General features: G+C 73.8%; 13 protein-coding genes and 1 pseudogene. 8 read left to right on the forward strand and 6 right to left on the reverse strand.

The window, feature by feature from the left end; all coding sequences use genetic code 11:
• Window positions 1–88: 88 nt before the first annotated feature.
• Window positions 89–919, reverse strand: a pseudogene (locus ACZ50K_RS11520) (DMT family transporter); the annotation flags it as partial.
• 114 nt (window positions 920–1,033) lie between these two features.
• On the opposite strand from ACZ50K_RS11520, the gene ACZ50K_RS11525 reads away from it, so the two are divergent.
• Window positions 1,034–2,515: an SDR family NAD(P)-dependent oxidoreductase gene (locus ACZ50K_RS11525; protein ID WP_468900761.1), complete on the forward strand. Its 1,482-nt coding sequence runs from the start codon at window positions 1,034–1,036 to the stop codon at window positions 2,513–2,515.
• Here ACZ50K_RS11525 and ACZ50K_RS11530 read toward each other — a convergent pair.
• Window positions 2,494–3,087: an inositol oxygenase family protein gene (locus ACZ50K_RS11530; protein ID WP_468900764.1), complete on the reverse strand. Its 594-nt coding sequence runs from the start codon at window positions 3,085–3,087 to the stop codon at window positions 2,494–2,496. The two genes, ACZ50K_RS11525 and ACZ50K_RS11530, sit on opposite strands and share 22 nt — an antisense overlap.
• Before the next feature lie 284 nt (window positions 3,088–3,371).
• Between ACZ50K_RS11530 and ACZ50K_RS11535 the strand changes: the two genes are divergently transcribed.
• Together ACZ50K_RS11535 and ACZ50K_RS11540 are read left to right on the forward strand one after the other, a co-directional pair.
• Window positions 3,372–3,545 carry a hypothetical protein gene (locus ACZ50K_RS11535; RefSeq protein WP_468900766.1) on the forward strand — a complete coding sequence of 58 codons (174 nt, stop codon included), beginning with the start codon at window positions 3,372–3,374 and terminating at the stop codon, window positions 3,543–3,545.
• Window positions 3,546–3,786: 241 nt separating this feature from the next.
• Complete coding sequence (locus ACZ50K_RS11540; RefSeq protein ID WP_468900769.1) at window positions 3,787–4,776, forward strand: NAD-dependent epimerase/dehydratase family protein; 990 nt, start codon at window positions 3,787–3,789, stop codon at window positions 4,774–4,776.
• A 9-nt stretch (window positions 4,777–4,785) separates the two neighbouring features.
• Here the strand turns inward: ACZ50K_RS11540 and ACZ50K_RS11545 are convergent, their stop codons facing one another.
• Both ACZ50K_RS11545 and ACZ50K_RS11550 read right to left on the reverse strand, forming a co-directional pair.
• Window positions 4,786–6,312, reverse strand: a complete 1,527-nt coding sequence (locus ACZ50K_RS11545) for a hypothetical protein (protein WP_468900772.1) — start codon at window positions 6,310–6,312, stop codon at window positions 4,786–4,788.
• Window positions 6,313–6,321: 9 nt separating this feature from the next.
• Window positions 6,322–7,752, reverse strand: a complete 1,431-nt coding sequence (locus ACZ50K_RS11550) for a lipase maturation factor family protein (RefSeq protein WP_468900775.1) — start codon at window positions 7,750–7,752, stop codon at window positions 6,322–6,324.
• Between the two features lie 149 nt (window positions 7,753–7,901).
• On the opposite strand from ACZ50K_RS11550, the gene ACZ50K_RS11555 reads away from it, so the two are divergent.
• The 4 genes from ACZ50K_RS11555 to ACZ50K_RS11570 all read left to right on the forward strand — a co-directional run bounded on the left by ACZ50K_RS11555 (window position 7,902) and on the right by ACZ50K_RS11570 (window position 12,923).
• Window positions 7,902–9,509 carry a DUF6777 domain-containing protein gene (locus tag ACZ50K_RS11555; RefSeq protein ID WP_468900778.1) on the forward strand — a complete coding sequence of 536 codons (1,608 nt, stop codon included), beginning with the start codon at window positions 7,902–7,904 and terminating at the stop codon, window positions 9,507–9,509.
• 94 nt (window positions 9,510–9,603) lie between these two features.
• Window positions 9,604–11,580, forward strand: coding sequence for a SpoIIE family protein phosphatase (locus tag ACZ50K_RS11560; RefSeq protein WP_468901181.1), 1,977 nt, complete (start codon window positions 9,604–9,606; stop codon window positions 11,578–11,580).
• A 27-nt stretch (window positions 11,581–11,607) separates the two neighbouring features.
• Complete coding sequence (locus ACZ50K_RS11565) at window positions 11,608–12,471, forward strand: Fpg/Nei family DNA glycosylase (protein WP_468900781.1); 864 nt, start codon at window positions 11,608–11,610, stop codon at window positions 12,469–12,471.
• Between the two features lie 65 nt (window positions 12,472–12,536).
• Window positions 12,537–12,923 carry a hypothetical protein gene (locus ACZ50K_RS11570; protein WP_468900784.1) on the forward strand — a complete coding sequence of 129 codons (387 nt, stop codon included), beginning with the start codon at window positions 12,537–12,539 and terminating at the stop codon, window positions 12,921–12,923.
• A gap of 46 nt (window positions 12,924–12,969) precedes the next feature.
• On the opposite strand, the gene ACZ50K_RS11575 is transcribed toward ACZ50K_RS11570, so the two are convergent.
• Both ACZ50K_RS11575 and ACZ50K_RS11580 read right to left on the reverse strand, forming a co-directional pair.
• Window positions 12,970–13,449, reverse strand: coding sequence for a hypothetical protein (locus ACZ50K_RS11575; protein WP_468901183.1), 480 nt, complete (start codon window positions 13,447–13,449; stop codon window positions 12,970–12,972).
• A gap of 229 nt (window positions 13,450–13,678) precedes the next feature.
• Window positions 13,679–14,194 carry a sigma-70 family RNA polymerase sigma factor gene (locus ACZ50K_RS11580; RefSeq protein WP_468901186.1) on the reverse strand — a complete coding sequence of 172 codons (516 nt, stop codon included), beginning with the start codon at window positions 14,192–14,194 and terminating at the stop codon, window positions 13,679–13,681.
• A 344-nt stretch (window positions 14,195–14,538) separates the two neighbouring features.
• On the opposite strand from ACZ50K_RS11580, the gene ACZ50K_RS11585 reads away from it, so the two are divergent.
• Window positions 14,539–15,822, forward strand: coding sequence for a CapA family protein (locus ACZ50K_RS11585; protein WP_468900786.1), 1,284 nt, complete (start codon window positions 14,539–14,541; stop codon window positions 15,820–15,822).
• Window positions 15,823–15,884 lie beyond the last annotated feature (62 nt).

Below are 15,884 nucleotides of genomic sequence, written 5' to 3' on the forward strand. Positions count from 1 at the left end.
TCAGGCCGGCCGCCGCGAGCGCACCGCTCGCCAGCGCCGCGGCCGTGCCCAGCGCCCCGTAGCGGAAGCCCTCGTCGAAGAGGGAGATCCCCACCGCGGCCGCCACCACCGGGTTCACCACGGTCAGTGTGGCCAGCGGGGCGGTCAGCCCGGCGCCCCGGTACGCCGCCTGTGACAGCAGCAGCCCGCCCGCCGCCAGGACGGCGATGGCCACCAGGTCCGGCCACTGGCCGAAGGCCGCGGTCCAGGGCGCCCCCTCGGTGACCGACTCGGCCACCGACTTGGTGAACACCGAGCCCATGCCGAAGGCCCCGCCCGCCGCGACCGCCAGCAGGACGCTCCGCAGCACCGGCCTGCGCACCCGCCCGGCCGCCAGCAGCAGCGCGGCCGTCCCGGCCCCGGTGAGCACCAGGAGCAGGGTCTGCTCCCCGCCGTCCAGGGTCTGGTTGCGCCGGTCCCCGCCGGTCAGCGCGAGCAGTCCGGCCAGCCCCGCGGTGGCCATCACCGCGCCCCGCCAGGCCGCGGATCCGGCCCGGCGCCCCACGAAGGCGGCCGCCAGCGGCAGCGCGAACACGATCGTCAGCGCCCCGAGCGGCTGCACCAGGCTCAGCGGCCCGAAGGCGAGCGCGGCCACGTGCAGCAGCGCGCCCGCTCCGTTCAGGGCCACCGCGAACCACCAGCCGGGCTGCCGGAGCGGCGCGTACGCACGGGTCGGATGGGTGACGGCGACCTGCTCCTGCACGATGGCGCCGGCCGCGTAGGCCAGTGCGGACACCAGGCAGAGCAGCACCGACAGCGCGAGTGCACTCATGTGCTCAGAATGCCGGGCACTGATCGAATATTCCTCAATCCTGAGTAGAGGATCACTCATACTCCGGTGGTAGTACGCCGGAGCGGATCTCATCCCCGGTGACCGCATGGAAGCGGAGCGTCACCCTCAGGAGGCTGGTTTGGAACCCGCCGGGCCGGATCCGTACAGTTCCTCTTTTGGAAACATCCGCAGGACACGAGTGATCGAGGAACGGCAGCGGCCATGACGGCGACCGAGGCGACCGAGACCGAAGACAACCAGGAGTACGGCCCGGGCATCGACCCCGAGCGGCTGGCCCTCTGCCTCAGCGTGCTCGACGAGCTGGACAAGCTCGATGTCGACCACCCGGACGCCGTCACCGTACGCCGCGCCACCGCCGGGCTCTACCGCACGGTCAAGCAGCGCCGCCGCCAGGAGCGCCGGGCCGCCAAGACCGCCAACGACAAGGCCGTCACCGAGGCCACCGCCACCGGCTCCGCCGAACGCATCGACGACGAGACCCAGGGCAACGCGCTCTCCACCGCCACCAAGGGCCCGATCGCCGGGATACTCCAGCGCCCGCGCTCCTGCTACGTGTGCAAGACCCGCTACGTCGAGGTCGACGCGTTCTACCACCAGCTCTGCCAGGACTGCGCCGCCTTCAACCGGGCCCGCCGGGACGCCCGTACCGACCTCACCGGGCGGCGCGCCCTGCTCACCGGCGGCCGCGCCAAGATCGGCATGTACATCGCGCTGCGGCTGCTGCGCGACGGCGCGCACACCACCATCACCACCCGGTTCCCGAACGACGCGGTCCGCCGCTTCAAGGCGATGCCCGACAGCCACGAGTGGCTGCACCGGCTGAAGATCGTCGGGATCGACCTGCGCGACCCGGCCCAGGTCGTGGCGCTGGCCGACTCGGTGGCCGCCGAGGGCCCCCTCGACATCCTGATCAACAACGCGGCCCAGACGGTGCGCCGTTCCCCGCAGGCCTACAGCGAGCTGGTGGCCGCAGAGAGCGCCCCGCTGCCGGCCGGCGAGCTGCCCTCCTCCGAGGTCATCGGCACCTTCGGGTCCGGGACCGTGGACCGGGTCGCCGCCCTGCCCGCGGCCCGCCACGGCGACGCCCTCTCCGCGCAGGAGGTCACCGAGCTCGCCCTGGTCTCCGGCTCCGCCTCGCTGGAGCGGATCGCCGCCGGCACCGCCATCGACGCCGGCGGCCTGGTCCCCGACCTGCACGACACCAACAGCTGGATCCAGACGGTCTCCGAGGTCGACCCGGTGGAGCTCCTCGAAGTCCAGCTGTGCAACTCCACCGCGCCGTTCATCCTGATCAGCAAGCTGCGGGCGGCCATGGCGGCCTCCTCCGCCGAGCGCAAGTACGTGGTCAACGTCTCGGCGATGGAAGGGGTGTTCAGCCGCGGTTACAAGGGCGCCGGGCACCCGCACACCAACATGGCCAAGGCCGCGCTGAACATGCTGACCCGCACCAGCGCGCAGGAGATGTTCCAGCAGGACAAGATCCTGATGACGGCCGTGGACACCGGCTGGATCACCGACGAGCGCCCGCACCCGGACAAGATCCGCCTGGCCGAGGAGGGCTTCCACGCTCCCCTCGACCTGGTCGACGGAGCGGCCCGGGTCTACGACCCGGTCGTGCGCGGCGAAGCGGGCGAGGACCTCTTCGGCGTCTTCCTGAAGGACTACTCCCCGGCCAACTGGTAGTCCGACCGGGTCCGGCTCCGGGTCCGGTCGGCGAGCAGCTCGACGACCGGACGCCAGTCGTCCAGCACCCCCGCGTCCAGGCCGACCACCTTCCCGGCGTCGTCGGCCTGCCGCAGGATCACCGCGGCCGCCGCGTCCGGGTCGGCCGCGAAGGCCCGCACCTCCCCGGGGTCCATCGGCCCGCCCTGTGCACACAGGGTGAGCGCGCTCTGTCCGGAGATGGTCCGGTCCGGCTCGACGGCCGCCAGATAGCGCTTCGCGGGCACGTGCAGCCTGACCAGACGGGCCACCCGGTCGCCCAGCAGCGGCCGCACCGCGGCGGCCGCGTGATCGGCGTGTCGCGCGTCGTCACCCGGACGGAGCAGATGTCCGAGATCGTGTACCAGGCCCGCGACCTGAAGTTCCTTGTCGTACGGATGCGAGCGCCTGAGCAGGGCGGCGGTCTGTAGCGCGTGGTCGTGCAGATCGACCGGATCCCCGCTGCGGTCCGGGGTGTCCCAGGCTCCGCGGCACGCGTGCAGGAGCTCCATCAGCTCCTCGACCCCACCGATTCCGGCCGTCTCCACCACCATGAATCCCTCCGTAGGCACCCGTGCGTTTCCCACGAGCAGACCAGCATCGGTCGACACGCCGACGGACGAGGTGCTGAACTCCTGGAGAAGACAAGCGGTCGAGAGTGGATTTTACCTTCTCGTTGAGCGGTGCCCCGCTCATATGTGTAACCTGGGGCGCACGGACGGCCTCACCAAGGCCACGCTCCGTATCGAGAACAACGGCGCCACCGCGACCGGAAGATCCTTCCCTCCCTGCCCGGCGCGGTCCGCCCGCCGGGTTACGCGACACAAAGGAGTGCGCGGTGACACCAGAACTGGCACAGCAGGAACAGAACGCGACGGACCGCCCCGAGCGCCGCCGACACCGCTCCGACGAACTCGGCAGCCTGGAGGTGTGGGCCCGGTCCGCGCCGATCCGGCTCGCGGGCTACGAGGACGACCTCGCGGAGCCGCACATCCTGCGCGGCATCGACTAATCGACCAGAGGGGCGCTCCGGCCCTGACCCGCCGGACACCCCGCAGGACAGAACGTTCCCGCCCGCCCCCGCCCGCACACCGCTGCCCGGGGGCGGCGGCACACCCGCCCGGCCCGCACGCCCCCGCGCGCGTAACGCGCCGCGCCCGCCCGGGCGTTCCCCGCCCGCGTACGCCCTGAGCGTCATCGCCCAGAGCGATCATCCCTTCCGCGCCCGCCCCGGCCGGGCCAGGCTGGCGCCCATGAAACTGCTGATGCTGGGTGGTACCGAATTCGTCGGACGGGCGGTCGCCGAGGACGCCCTGGCCCGGGGCTGGGAGGTCACCGTCTTCCACCGGGGCCGCCACGCCGCCCCGCCCGGGACCCTCTCCCGGCACGGGGACCGCACCGCCCCCGGCGGCCTGGAGGCCCTGGCCGAGGGCGAGTGGGACCTGGTCGTAGACACCTGGAGCGGCGCCCCCACCGCGGTCCGGGACGCCGCCCGGCAGCTCCGCGACCGGGCCGGCCACTACGCCTACGTCTCCAGCCGCTCCGTCTACGCCTACGACCCCGCCACCTCCCTGGCCCTCGCCGAGGAGGGCCCGGTGGTCGCGGGCTCGCCCGACGCCGGGTCCACCGCCTACGCCGAGGACAAGCGGGGCGGCGAACTGGCCGCCCTGGACGCCTTCGGCGACCGCGCCCTGCTGGCCCGCGCCGGTCTGATCCTGGGCCGCTACGAGAACATCGGCCGGCTCACCTGGTGGCTGTCCCGGACGGCCGAGGGCGGCCCGGTGCTCGCCCCCGGCCCCCGCGAACTGCCGATCCAGTACATCGACGCCGCCGACCTCGCCCGCTGGACCCTGGACGCCGCCGCGGCCGGGCTCTCCGGCCCGTACGACCTGGTGTCCGCGCCCGGGCACGCCACCATGGGCAGCCTCCTGGAGGCCTGCGCCGAGGTGACCGGAGGGACCGCCGAGCTCCGCTGGACCGACCCCGACCGGATCCTCGCCGCCGGTATCGAGCCCTGGATCGAACTCCCGGTCTGGCTGCCGCCGGGCAGCGAGGACCACACCTTCATGCACGGCGGCGACGTCTCCAAGGCCCTCGCGGCCGGACTCCGCTGCCGGCCGGTCGAGGAGACCGTCGCCGACACCTGGGCCTGGCTCCGGGAGATCGGCGGCGAGCCGCCGCTGCGGTCCGTACGGTCCACCCGGGGGCTCGACCGGGACCGGGAGGAGGCCCTCCTCGACTGAGCGGACCGCTCAGAAGGAGAACCGGCCGATGATCGGATAGTGGTCCGACTGGCCGGCCTGGGCCGGCACCGCGCAGGAGACCACCGTGCCCGACGGGGGACCGAACAGATAGTCGATCTTGATGCTGCGGGTGTCCAGCGGCTTGGTCGACCGGCCGTCACGCGGCCGCGCGCTCGACAGTCCCTCGTCGCACTCCTGGTCCGCCGCGTAGGCGGAGGTCATGATGTCCTTCGGGGTGTCCGGCGAGGCGGTGTCCGGCGGGACGGCGTTGAAGTCGCCCCCGTAGACGGTCCGGTAGCCCGGCATCGTGTAGGCGCGGACCATCCGCTGCATCTCCGCGGCCTGCTCCGCGCGCTTGCTGCCGTCCACGTCGTCCGTCGCCCCGCTCGCGCTGAAGTGCGCTGTGCAGAACTGCAGGGCCTGCGCCGGGAGCACGGCGCACATCCCGGCCCGCTGCTCGATGCGCGTCCACACGCCGTCGACGGTCCTGTTCTGCGGGGACGGCAGGTCGTACGAGTGGTACCACTCGTTGGCGTCCGGCAGGGCCAGCCCGATGCCGTACGAGCCGCGGTCCCGCCAGGCTCCCGAGGAACCGGCGTCGGCACAGGTCCGCGCCGCCTCCAGCGAGGACCCGTCGACGGTGAACTTGATCGGGGCGAAGCGCACGTCCCACCCGGTCCCGGTCTTCGCCTCCAGGGCGGCCTCGACGGGCTTGGCCTGAGACTCGCACATCTCCTGGAGGAAGACGGCCCGGTAGGTCCGCGCCTCCGCGTCGGTGCCCATCCGGGCGGTGATCTGCGCACCCAGCGAGGCGCCCTCCACCCGGTAGTTGCCGCAGGCGGTGTTGTGGTTCGCGCAGACGTTCCACGACATCACGCGGAAGTCGGCGGTCGGGGCGGGGGAGGCGGGCGCGGGACGGCCTCCCAGGTCGCTCGCGTTCTCCTCGGCGAGGTAGACGAGCTGGAACTTCTGCCAGGAGCCCACCGAGGTGCCGCGGGCCCGCAGCAGACCCGCGTCCGCGCCCGGGTCCTGCACCTCGGCGGTCACGTACCGGTCGCCGTCGTTCGTGGCGGCCTTCAGGGCGTACGTGCCGTCGGACTGCTTCTCCAGCCGGAGCTTCTCCCAGTCCCCGGAGGTGGTGCCCCGGGCGCGCAGCAGGTTCTGGTAGCCGCCGGCGTAACTCCGCTCGGTGGTCACGTAGTTGCCGTTGGCCTCCGAACGCAGGGTGGTGGACACCCCCTTGTCGTCGGTGTGCAGGGTGAACTTCTCCCAGGACCCCAGGTCGGACAGCGAGGCGGCGGAGGTGCGCGCCCGCAGCATCGCCTCCCCGCTGCCGGTCTTGGAGATCTCCACGGACACGTAGAGGTTCCCGGCGCCCACCGACCGCAGCGCGTACTTGTCGCTCGCCGTCACCGGCACCGGCCGGGCCTCCACCGCCTGGGCCTGCGCGGGGGTCATGGCGATCACCGCGAAGAGCGCGGAGCACACCACCGCCAGGCGGCGCCCCGCCCGTCTTACCGTTCGTATGCTGATCATCGTCCGAGCCTACGGCCCCGGCGGGCGCGGGAGCCGCACGGGTGGCACCAACTCCCGGACGTACGTGCGGTGCCAGCAGTCGCGGGTCTCCCGGAGCTCCCGCCAGGTCGTGAACCGGTAGCGGAACAGACGGCAGCGGACATGGGTCGGCGGGGCGTCCGGGAAGGGGTTGTGCCGGATCAGCCGCAGCAGGTCCCGGTCGTTCAGCAACAGCCGCCGCACGAACCCGTCGAACCAGGGCGCCCCGTACGAGGGGGAGAGGGCCACGAACCAGAGCAGCCAGTCGAGCCGCAGATGCCAGGGGGCGTACTGCCGGGGCCACCGGTGCGGATCGCCCGGCTTCCCCCTGAACCCGTACTCCCGCCAGTCCCCGTCCGCGCGCGGCACCGCGTCCGAAGTGCCCTCCACCACCACCTCGTGGCGGATCCGCCCCACCGAGCCGAACGCCCCGTAGCTGTTCACCAGCCGGAGCGGGTCGAAGGACCGGTTCATCACCTGCCGCCGGGAGAGCATGTTCCGCACCGGATGCCGGCTCAGCACCAGCACCAGCGCCGACACCGCGCACACCAGCACCACGAACCAGAGCGGCCCCCGCTCCGAGGCCGCGGCCGGCGGCGGACCGGCCAGGGCGGTGAAGTCCACCGCCGACAGGGCCAGTGCGATCGTCAGCCAGTTCAGCCAGGCGAAGTTCCCCGACAGCACCAGCCACAGCTGGGTCCCCGCGATCACCCCGCCGGCCACCGAGGCCACCGGCTGCGGCGCGAACAGCAGCACCGGAACCAGCAGCTGGGTGAGGTGGTTGGCCGCGCACTCCACCCGATGCAGCGGCTTCGGCAGCCGGTGGAAGAACCAGCTGAGCGGCCCCGGCATCGGCTGCGTCTCGTGGTGGAAGTCCAGACAGGTCAGCCGCCGCCAGCAGGAGTCCCCGCGCATCTTGATCAGCCCGGCCCCGAACTCCACCCGGAACAGCAGCCAGCGCAGCAGCCACAGCACCAGCACCGGCGGACCGGTCCGCGCGTTCCCCAGGAAGACCGCCAGGAAACCCGCCTCCAGCAGCAGCGACTCCCAGCCGAAGGCGTACCAGGTCTGCCCCACGTTCACGATCGACAGATAGAGCAGCCACAGCACCGCCCACAGCGCCATCGCCCCGCCCAGCGGCAGCAGGTCCCCGGCCCCGGCGGCCAGCGCCGCCGCCAGCAGCACCCCGGTCCAGGCGCAGCCCGCGAAGAACCGGTCCGAGTAGCGGAGCCGGAACAGGCTGGGCGCCCGCCGGAACGGCACCTCCCGTACGTACTCCGGCACCGGCAGCATCCCGTGCGTGCCGATCAGCGCCCGGAACTGCAGCGCCGCCCCGAGGAACGCGCACAGATAGACCCCGGCCAGGGCCCGCTGGAAGACCAGTCGGCCCAGCCACAGCCCGGGCGACGTGAACCACTCCATCCCCCCACTCTCCTCCCTTTCCGCCGCCGTCCCCCTCCGGCCTCCCGGAATGTCGGCCTCCTGGAGCAAGCAGACCGGCCCCGGCTTGCGACACCCCCGGGCATGCGTCAGACAAGGAGGGAGCATCCGGGGCGAACAGGGAGAACCGCGTGAGGCCGAATCAGGGGCAGGGACGACCGACACCACGTCAGGCGCCGGGCCGTCAGGCGCCGCGCCGTCAGGTACCGGCGGGGGCCGCCCTCTTCGCGGCCTTCGGCCTGCTGGCCGCCGGCTGCGGCGGATCCGGGGAGCCCGCCAAGCCCGCCGAGAGCCAGGAACTCTTCCTCCAGCCGGTCGGCGCCGCCGAACCGGACCCCTTCACCCAGTCGACCGCCACCGGCGAGTCGGCCCCGCTCCAGGCACCGGTCCCCAACCCCACCGGCGAGGGCATCCGGACCGTCGGCGGAGCCACCCCCGGCCTCTACGGCGGCACCCACCGGCTGGGCAGCTGCGACATCGAGCAGCAGGTCCGCTCGCTCACCCAGGAGAAGTCCCAGGGCAAGGCCAAGGCCTTCGCCCAGGCCACCGGCATCGAACCGGCGAAGATCCCCGAGTTCCTGCGGGCCCTGACCCCGGTGGTGCTGCGCGCCGACACCCGGGTGACCAACCACGGCTTCCGGGACGGCCGGGCCACCGGCTTCCAGTCGGTGCTCCAGGCCGGCACCGCCGTACTGGTCGACGCCCACGGCATGCCCCGGGTGCGGTGCGCCTGCGGGAACCCGCTCCAGTCCCCGCGCGCCGCCAAGGGCGAGCCGGTCCCGCAGGGCAAGGCCTGGTCCGGCTACCACCCCAACCAGGTCATCGTGATCGAACCGACCACCCACCCGATCGACCGGCTGGTCATCGCCAACCTCGCCGACAACACCTGGATCGAGCGGAAGACCGGCGACGACGGGGCCCAGGACCGCACCCCCCGGGTCATGCCCCCCTACAACCCGGAGGACGGCCTCCCGGAGAACACCACCGGGCACGCCGCCCAGCCCGGCGACCCCTGCGCCGAACAGGGCGCCGGGACCCCCGGGGCGGCCGCCCCCAAGGGACCGGGGGCCGACCCCAAGCCGCCCAAGGGCCTCAACGGGCCGAACGCCACCGACACCGGCGGCGAACCGGTCAGCCCGGAGGCGCTGGCCGAGCTGAGCGGCCCGGAGGACCTCCTCGGCCCGGCAGCCCCCCAGACCCCCGACATCCCGTCCGCCCCGGCCGCCCCGCAGGCCCCCGGGGCGGCGGACCCGGCCGCCCCCGGCGCCCCGCAGGCCGCGCCCGCCGCGCCGAAGGCACCGGCCGCGCCCTCCGGCCCGTCCGCCGGGGCCAAGCCGCCGGCCGGCCCGCCCGGCCCCGGCCGCACCGGCTGCCCGCCGAGCAACGCCCCGCAGCAGACCCGGCCCATCGCCCCGGCCCCGCTGCCGCCGCCGAACCCGCGCCCGGCCCGCCCGCAGCAGCCGGAGGCCCCCGCCGAACAGGCCCTCCCGGCGGACCCGTGGAACCCCGGCCCCGGCCAGGACCAGGGCACCGGCCAGGACCAGGGGCAGGGGCAGCAGGACGCCCCCCAGGAGCTCCCGCAGGAGTTCCTCCAGGAGCCGCCCCAGGACTTCCCCCAGGACCAGGATCCGTTCGCCGCGCCGGACGGCGTCCAGGACGGCGTACAGGACGGGGCACAGGACGGCGTACCGGACGGGACGGTCCTCACCGACGGGGGTGTCCAGCTGGAGAGCGCCTGACCGCCCGGTGTGTCATGGTGGACCGGTGCCGACCACCGACCCGCTGCCGGACGACTGGCCCGCACACCCGGACCGGTCGCTCCAGCTGAACCGGATGGGCAGCTTCGACTGGGACCTGGTGACCGGGCTGATGCACCTGGACGCCCCCGGTCTGGACGTGTTCGACACGCCCGCCGAGGAGTACACCGGCCGCCCCGAGTCCCTCGCCCCGCGCGTCCCGCCCGCCGAGTCCACCCGGCTCGACGCCCTGGTCTCCGCCGCCCTCAAGAGCGGTGTGGAGAGCTACGGGGCCTACTTCCGGATCCGCCGCCGGGACGGCCGGCTGCGCTGGACCCACACCCAGGGCCGGGTGCTGCGGACCGAGGACGGCCGGCCGTACCGGATCATCGGGATCGTCCGGGACGCCACCGAGGAGCTCAGCCACTCGGCGGAGCGGCTCGGACTGGACGAGGAGCGCCGCCGGCAGACCTCGGTGGTCGAGTCGACCACCGCCGCGCTGGCCCACGCCCGCACCGTCCAGGACGTGATCGACGCCCTGAGCGACGCCCACGGCCTGGAACGGCTGGGATCCATGGGGATGGTGATGGGCCTGGTGGAGGCGGGCCGGATCCATCTGGTGGCCGAGGGACCGGCGGGCAGCTTCGTCCCCGGCACCCGGTTCACCCGGATCGACGAGGAATACCCGATGAGCGAGGTGGTGCGCTCGCTCCAGCCCAAGTTCATCCACACCCCCGAGGAGTTCGCCGACGGGTACCCCTACCTCTGGTCGAAGATCTCCCACATGAAGATCTCGGCGGCGGCCTATCTGCCGCTGATCGCCCAGGCCCGCCCGATCGGCGCGATCGGCCTGCTGTACGAGGACAAGGACGGGTTCACCCAGGAGGAGCGGAACCTGCTGGTCGCCCTCGGCAGCAGCATCGCCCAGAGCCTCCAGCGGGCCATGCTGCTGGAACAGGAGCACGATCTCGCCGAGGGCCTCCAGCAGGCCATGCTGCCCCGCCGGATACCGGAGGTGCCCGGCGCCCAGATCGCCGTGCGCTACCGGTCGGCCCGGCTGGGCCGGGACATCGGCGGGGACTGGTACGACGTGATCCCGCTGCCCGGCGGCCGGGTCGGTGCCGTCATCGGCGACGTCCAGGGCCATGACACCCATGCCGCCGCCGTCATGGGCCAGCTGCGGATCGTGCTCCGCGCCTACGCCGCCGAGGGCCACTCCCCGGGCACCGTGATGGCCCGGGCCTCCGTGTTCCTCCACGAACTCGACACCGACCGCTTCGCGACCTGCACCTACGCGGAGGCCGACCTCGCCACCGGGGTGCTCCAGCTGGTCCGGGCCGGCCATATCGACCCGCTGGTCCGGTCCGGGTCCGGCGACTGCCGGCGGCTCCCGGTCGAGGGCGGTATGCCCCTGGGCCTGTCCGCCGAGTTCGGACGGCTCGAATACCCGGTGACCACGGTGGAACTGGACCCGGGAGAAACGCTCCTGCTCTGCACGGACGGCCTGGTCGAGCAGCCCGGCGCCGACCTCGACGACGGGATGCAGCTCCTCGTCTCCCTGATCCGCAGCGGCCCGGCCGACCTCCAGCTGCTCGCCGACCGGCTGTGCGGGATCGTCGACGACCGGGGCGGCGACGACGACATGGCCCTGCTGCTGCTCCGCCGCCGGGTGCAGGACGCCCCGCAGGGCGGCGGCCGGTTCCAGCAGCACGTGGCCCCGGGCGATCCCGAGGCCCTGGTATCGGCCCGCCACATGATCGGTGCGGCGGTCCGGGCCTGGGGCGCCCGGGAACGCGCCGACGAGATCGAACTGGTCGCCGACGAGCTGATCGTCAACGCGCTGATGCACACCGACGGCCCGGCCATCGTCACCCTCCGGGTGCTCCCCGGCCCGGTGCGCCGGCTCCGGGTGGAGGTCGAGGACCGCTCCAGCGCCCTGCCCCGCCGCCGCGAGGCGGGCGAGGCCGGGGTGTCGGGCCGCGGGCTGATGCTGGTGGACCGGCTGGCGGACGTCTGGGGCGTGGAGTCCCGGGGCGGCGGCAAATGCGTGTGGTGCGAGTTCGCGATGACCTGAGCGCGCCCCTTGCGTACGCTGGATGACATGCCCGAATTGCCCGAGGTCGAGGCGCTCAGGGAGTTCCTCGACGAGCATCTGGCCGGCCGGACGGTGGAGCGGGTCCTGCCGCTGGCCATCAGTGTGCTCAAGACCTACGACCCGCCGCTGACCGCCCTGGAGGGGCAGCGCGCCGGGGCCACCGCCCGGTACGGGAAGTTCCTGGCGCTGGCCGTCGGCGAGCTGCACCTGGTCACCCATCTGGCCCGGGCCGGCTGGCTGCACTGGCGGGACCGGATGCCCACCGAACCGCCCCGCCCCGGCGGCCGCAGCCCGCTGGCGCTGAGGGTGCTGCTGGACGACGGCCAGGGCTTCGACCTCACCGAGGCGGGAACCCAGAAGCGCCTCGCGGTCTACGTGGTGCGCGATCCGCAGGAGGTCCCCGGCATCGCCCGGCTGGGCCCCGACCCGCTCGCCCCCGGTTTCGACCGGTCGGCGTTCGGGGCCCTGCTGGCGGGGGAGCGGCGGCAGATCAAGGGGCTGCTGCGGGACCAGAGCGTGATCGCGGGGCTGGGGAACGCGTACAGCGACGAAGCCCTGCACGCGGCCGGGCTCTCCCCGTTCAAGGCGGCCGGTTCGCTGGACGAGGAGCAGACGGACACCCTGTACGCGGCGGTCCAGGACACCCTGCGGACCGCCCTGGAGCGCTCCCGGGGCGTCGCGGCGGGGGCGCTCAAGGCGGAGAAGAAGAGCGGGCTGCGGGTGCACGGACGCACCGGCGAGCCGTGCCCGGTGTGCGGGGACACCATCCGGCAGGTGTCCTTCGCCGATTCCTCGCTCCAGTACTGCCCCACCTGCCAGACCGGCGGCAAGCCGCTCGCCGACCGCCGGCTGTCCCGGCTCCTCAAGTAGCCCTCCGGCCGGGGCCCGGTCGGATTCCACCGGCGGGGCGGGCGGCGGACGTAGACTCCGGGGCCATGGCCGAGGAGGAGCAGTGCGGCCCGGCCCCGCGCCGGGAGGTGGTCACCGGGGTGCCGAGGTCCGCCCGGCGGCCGCCGGCGCACGCCCCGGCGCGCTCCGAGATCTCCGAGCAGACCACCCTGGGCACCACCTACGTACGGGCCCTGATGCGCGGCCAGCTCCGTGCGGCACTGGGCGCGCTGGCCGCCCTGGTGTTGCTGGTCGGCGGTCTTCCGCTGCTGTTCGCGCTGGACCGGGGCTCCTCCGGGGTGCTGCTCTGGGCGGTGCTGGGGGTGGCGGTCTATCCGCTGATGTGGCTGATCGCCCGCTGGTACGTGCACCGGGCCGAGCGCAACGAGGCGGATTTCGCGGGGCTGGTCGCCGACCCCCGGGACGGCCCGTAGGGGGCCGCCGCCGGGGCGGGGCGGAATCCGGTCCTGGCCGGGCGGGTCAGAACAGGTGCATGGCCAGATGGCCCAGGGGCAGGCCGAGTTGCCAGGCGGGGGTCCAGACCCGCTCGTTCTCGTCCAGGCCGCCGGGGCCGCCCGCCCCGGAGGGGTGGCCGGGGCCGGGGAGGCCCGGTTCGAGGTCGGTGGCGAGCAGTTCGGTCCGGTCCAGCCAGGTCCAGGCCGCGCGGGCGAGTTCCAGGTCGGGGTCCTCGTCGCGGCCCTGCTCGCGGGCCTCCTCGCCCAGGTGGAGGAACCGGGTGTGGACCCAGTCCCGCCAGGGGTGTCCGTAGGCGGTGAGCGACAGCCACTCGTCGAGCTGGGACACCACCCGGATCCCGGAGAGCTCACCGGCCGCGTCGGAGAGGTAGATGGTGAGCGCCAGGGTGTCCCGGCCGGCCCGGAACTCCAGGGTGCCGACCGGGATCAGCCGGCCCGTGCGCAGCAGTTCGTCCGCGATGTACTCGGCGTAGAGCCAGGCCATGGGCACCGCGAGCCCGCCGCCACTGGTGCCGTTCGTCCCCTCGGGCCGCACCGTTTCCACCTTCTCCCGGGTGTCGAGCGTTCCACCGTCCTCGATGAGCCTTCCCTCCGGAGCTCGTAAGGCGGGGGATGTTTACTCAACTTGAACGTTCCAGAGCCGATTTCGATGCACTGTGGACATCTCCCGGACACCATTCGGGCACATTTCGAGCCGTGTCGTTCACGGTCCGTCACGCACCGAGGCCGTACCCCGCCAGACCGCTCCGGAGGGCCCGCAGCGCGTAGTACGTCCTGGACTTGACGGTTCCGGCCGGGATGCCGAGCACCCGCGCGGCCTCCGCCACCGACCGGTCGCGGAAGTACACCTGCATCAGCACCTCGCGGTGCTCGGGCGCCAGCCCGCCGACGGCGCGCCGGACATCGATGGCGGTGACCGCGCCGCCGACCTGGTCGCGCGCGGCCGGGGCGGCCTCCAGCCCCTGCGGGTCCACCTCCTGGGGGCGGGACAGCCGGGCCCGGCGGGCGTCGATCGCGAGCCGCCGGGCGACGGTGAACAGCCAGGGGCGCATGGACTCGTGGTCGCCGGACAGGGCCTCCGGGTGCTGCCAGGCGCGCACCAGGGTCTCCTGGACCAGGTCCTCGGCGCGCTGGGTGTCCCCGGCGGTCAGTCCGAGCAGGAAGCCGAACAGCGCCCTGCCGTGTTCGCGCTGGAGTTCGGCCAGGGTGTGCGGGTCGGTGTGGCGCAGGGGCTGGGCGAGGGGCGTGGCGAATGTGGGGGTGAGAGTGCTGGAGAGGGTCACCGGGAGGCTCCTTCCGGGGTCCGGGCGGCTCGACAGACCCACCCTGACCTGCGGGGGACCTGCCGGGAACCGCCCGGTGGCCGCGCTGCGCCGAAGCAACCGGGCGGTCCGATGGACGGCAGGGTTCCGCGACAAGCGGTCGAACGGGCGCGGTGAACGGGCGGCGGCTCCGGCGGACGGGTGGTGGAGGCGGGCCGTCCGGTACCGGCCCGGCCCCGGTCCTTGACTTCGGTCCCGTCCTTCTATGAATTCGGATGATCGGATAGTCCTACAAATAAGGACCAGGGCAGATGACCATCAGCACCCGCCACCGGGGAGCCGCCGCCGCGGCCGCCACCGTCCTGTCCACCGCCCTCCTCGCCGCCACCGCCGGCTGCTCCGCGCCCGGCGGCTCCGCCCCCGCGCGGCTCGCCGGCACCGGCTCGCCCGCCGCCCCCGGCTCCAGCGCCCCGGGCGCCCCCGCCGCCGGCCGCGGCACCGGCCCGTCCGGTACCGGCCCGTCCGGCACCGGACCCTCGGCCGGCGGGTTCACCCTGGTCGCCAGCGGGGACGTGCTCCCGCACACCTCCGTCATCGACCGGGCCGCCGCCGACGCGCGGGCGGCCGGCCTGGACGGGTACGACTTCCGCCCGATGTTCGCCGGGATCAAACCGGTGGTCTCGGCCGCCGACCTCGCGCTCTGCCACATGGAGACCGTGTACGGCGAGGACGACGGCCCGTTCAGCGGCTACCCGGCCTTCGTCTCCCCGCCCCAGGTCGCCGACGGCCTCAAGGACGCCGGCTACGACGGCTGCTCCACCGCCTCCAACCACACCCTGGACGACGGCGCGGACGGACTGCGCCGAACCCTCGACCGCTTCGACAAGGTGGGCCTGAAGCACGCCGGCTCCTCCCGCACCGCCACCGAGGCCGCCGCACCCGCCGCCCGCTACCGGGCGGGCGGCGCCGAGATCGCCCACCTCGCCTACACCTACGGCACCAACGACAACCCGATGCCCGAAGGGCAGCCCTGGGCGGTCGCCCTGATGGAACAGGACAGGATCGTCGCCGACGCCAGGGCGGCCCGCCGGGCGGGCGCGGACGTGGTCCTGGTCAGCCTGCACTGGGGCAGCGAATGGCAGACCGAGCCGGACGAACGCCAGCTCGCCCTCGGCCGGGCGCTGACCGCCTCGCAGACCGCCGGGCGACCGGACGTCGACCTGCTGCTGGGCACCCACGCCCATGTGCCGCAGCCGTACGAGAAGGTCAACGGCAGCTGGATCGTCTACGGCATGGGCGACCAGGTGTCCGGCCAGATGTTCAACCACTCCGGCGACTTCGACCCGCGCGGCAACCAGGGCACCCTCGCCCGCTTCCGCTTCGAACCCCCCGCCACCCCCGGCCAGCGCTGGCGGGTCACCCGGGCCGAGTTCATCCCCCAACTCATGGACCTCCGCTCCGGCCGGGTGGTCAACCTCCCCGCCGCCCTCGCCGAGGACCCGGACCGCTCCGACTACGAAGAGGCCCGCACCTCCATCACCGAAGCCGTCCTCTCCCGCTCCACCACCCCCGCGGGCCTCACCGAGGGCCGCTAGCCCGTCCCGCACCCCCCGCCCGGCCCCACCCGGCCCCCGTTCGGGGGGCGGGGGTGGCGGGG

It is taken from the genome of Streptomyces sp. NPDC033845, from assembly GCF_055576225.1.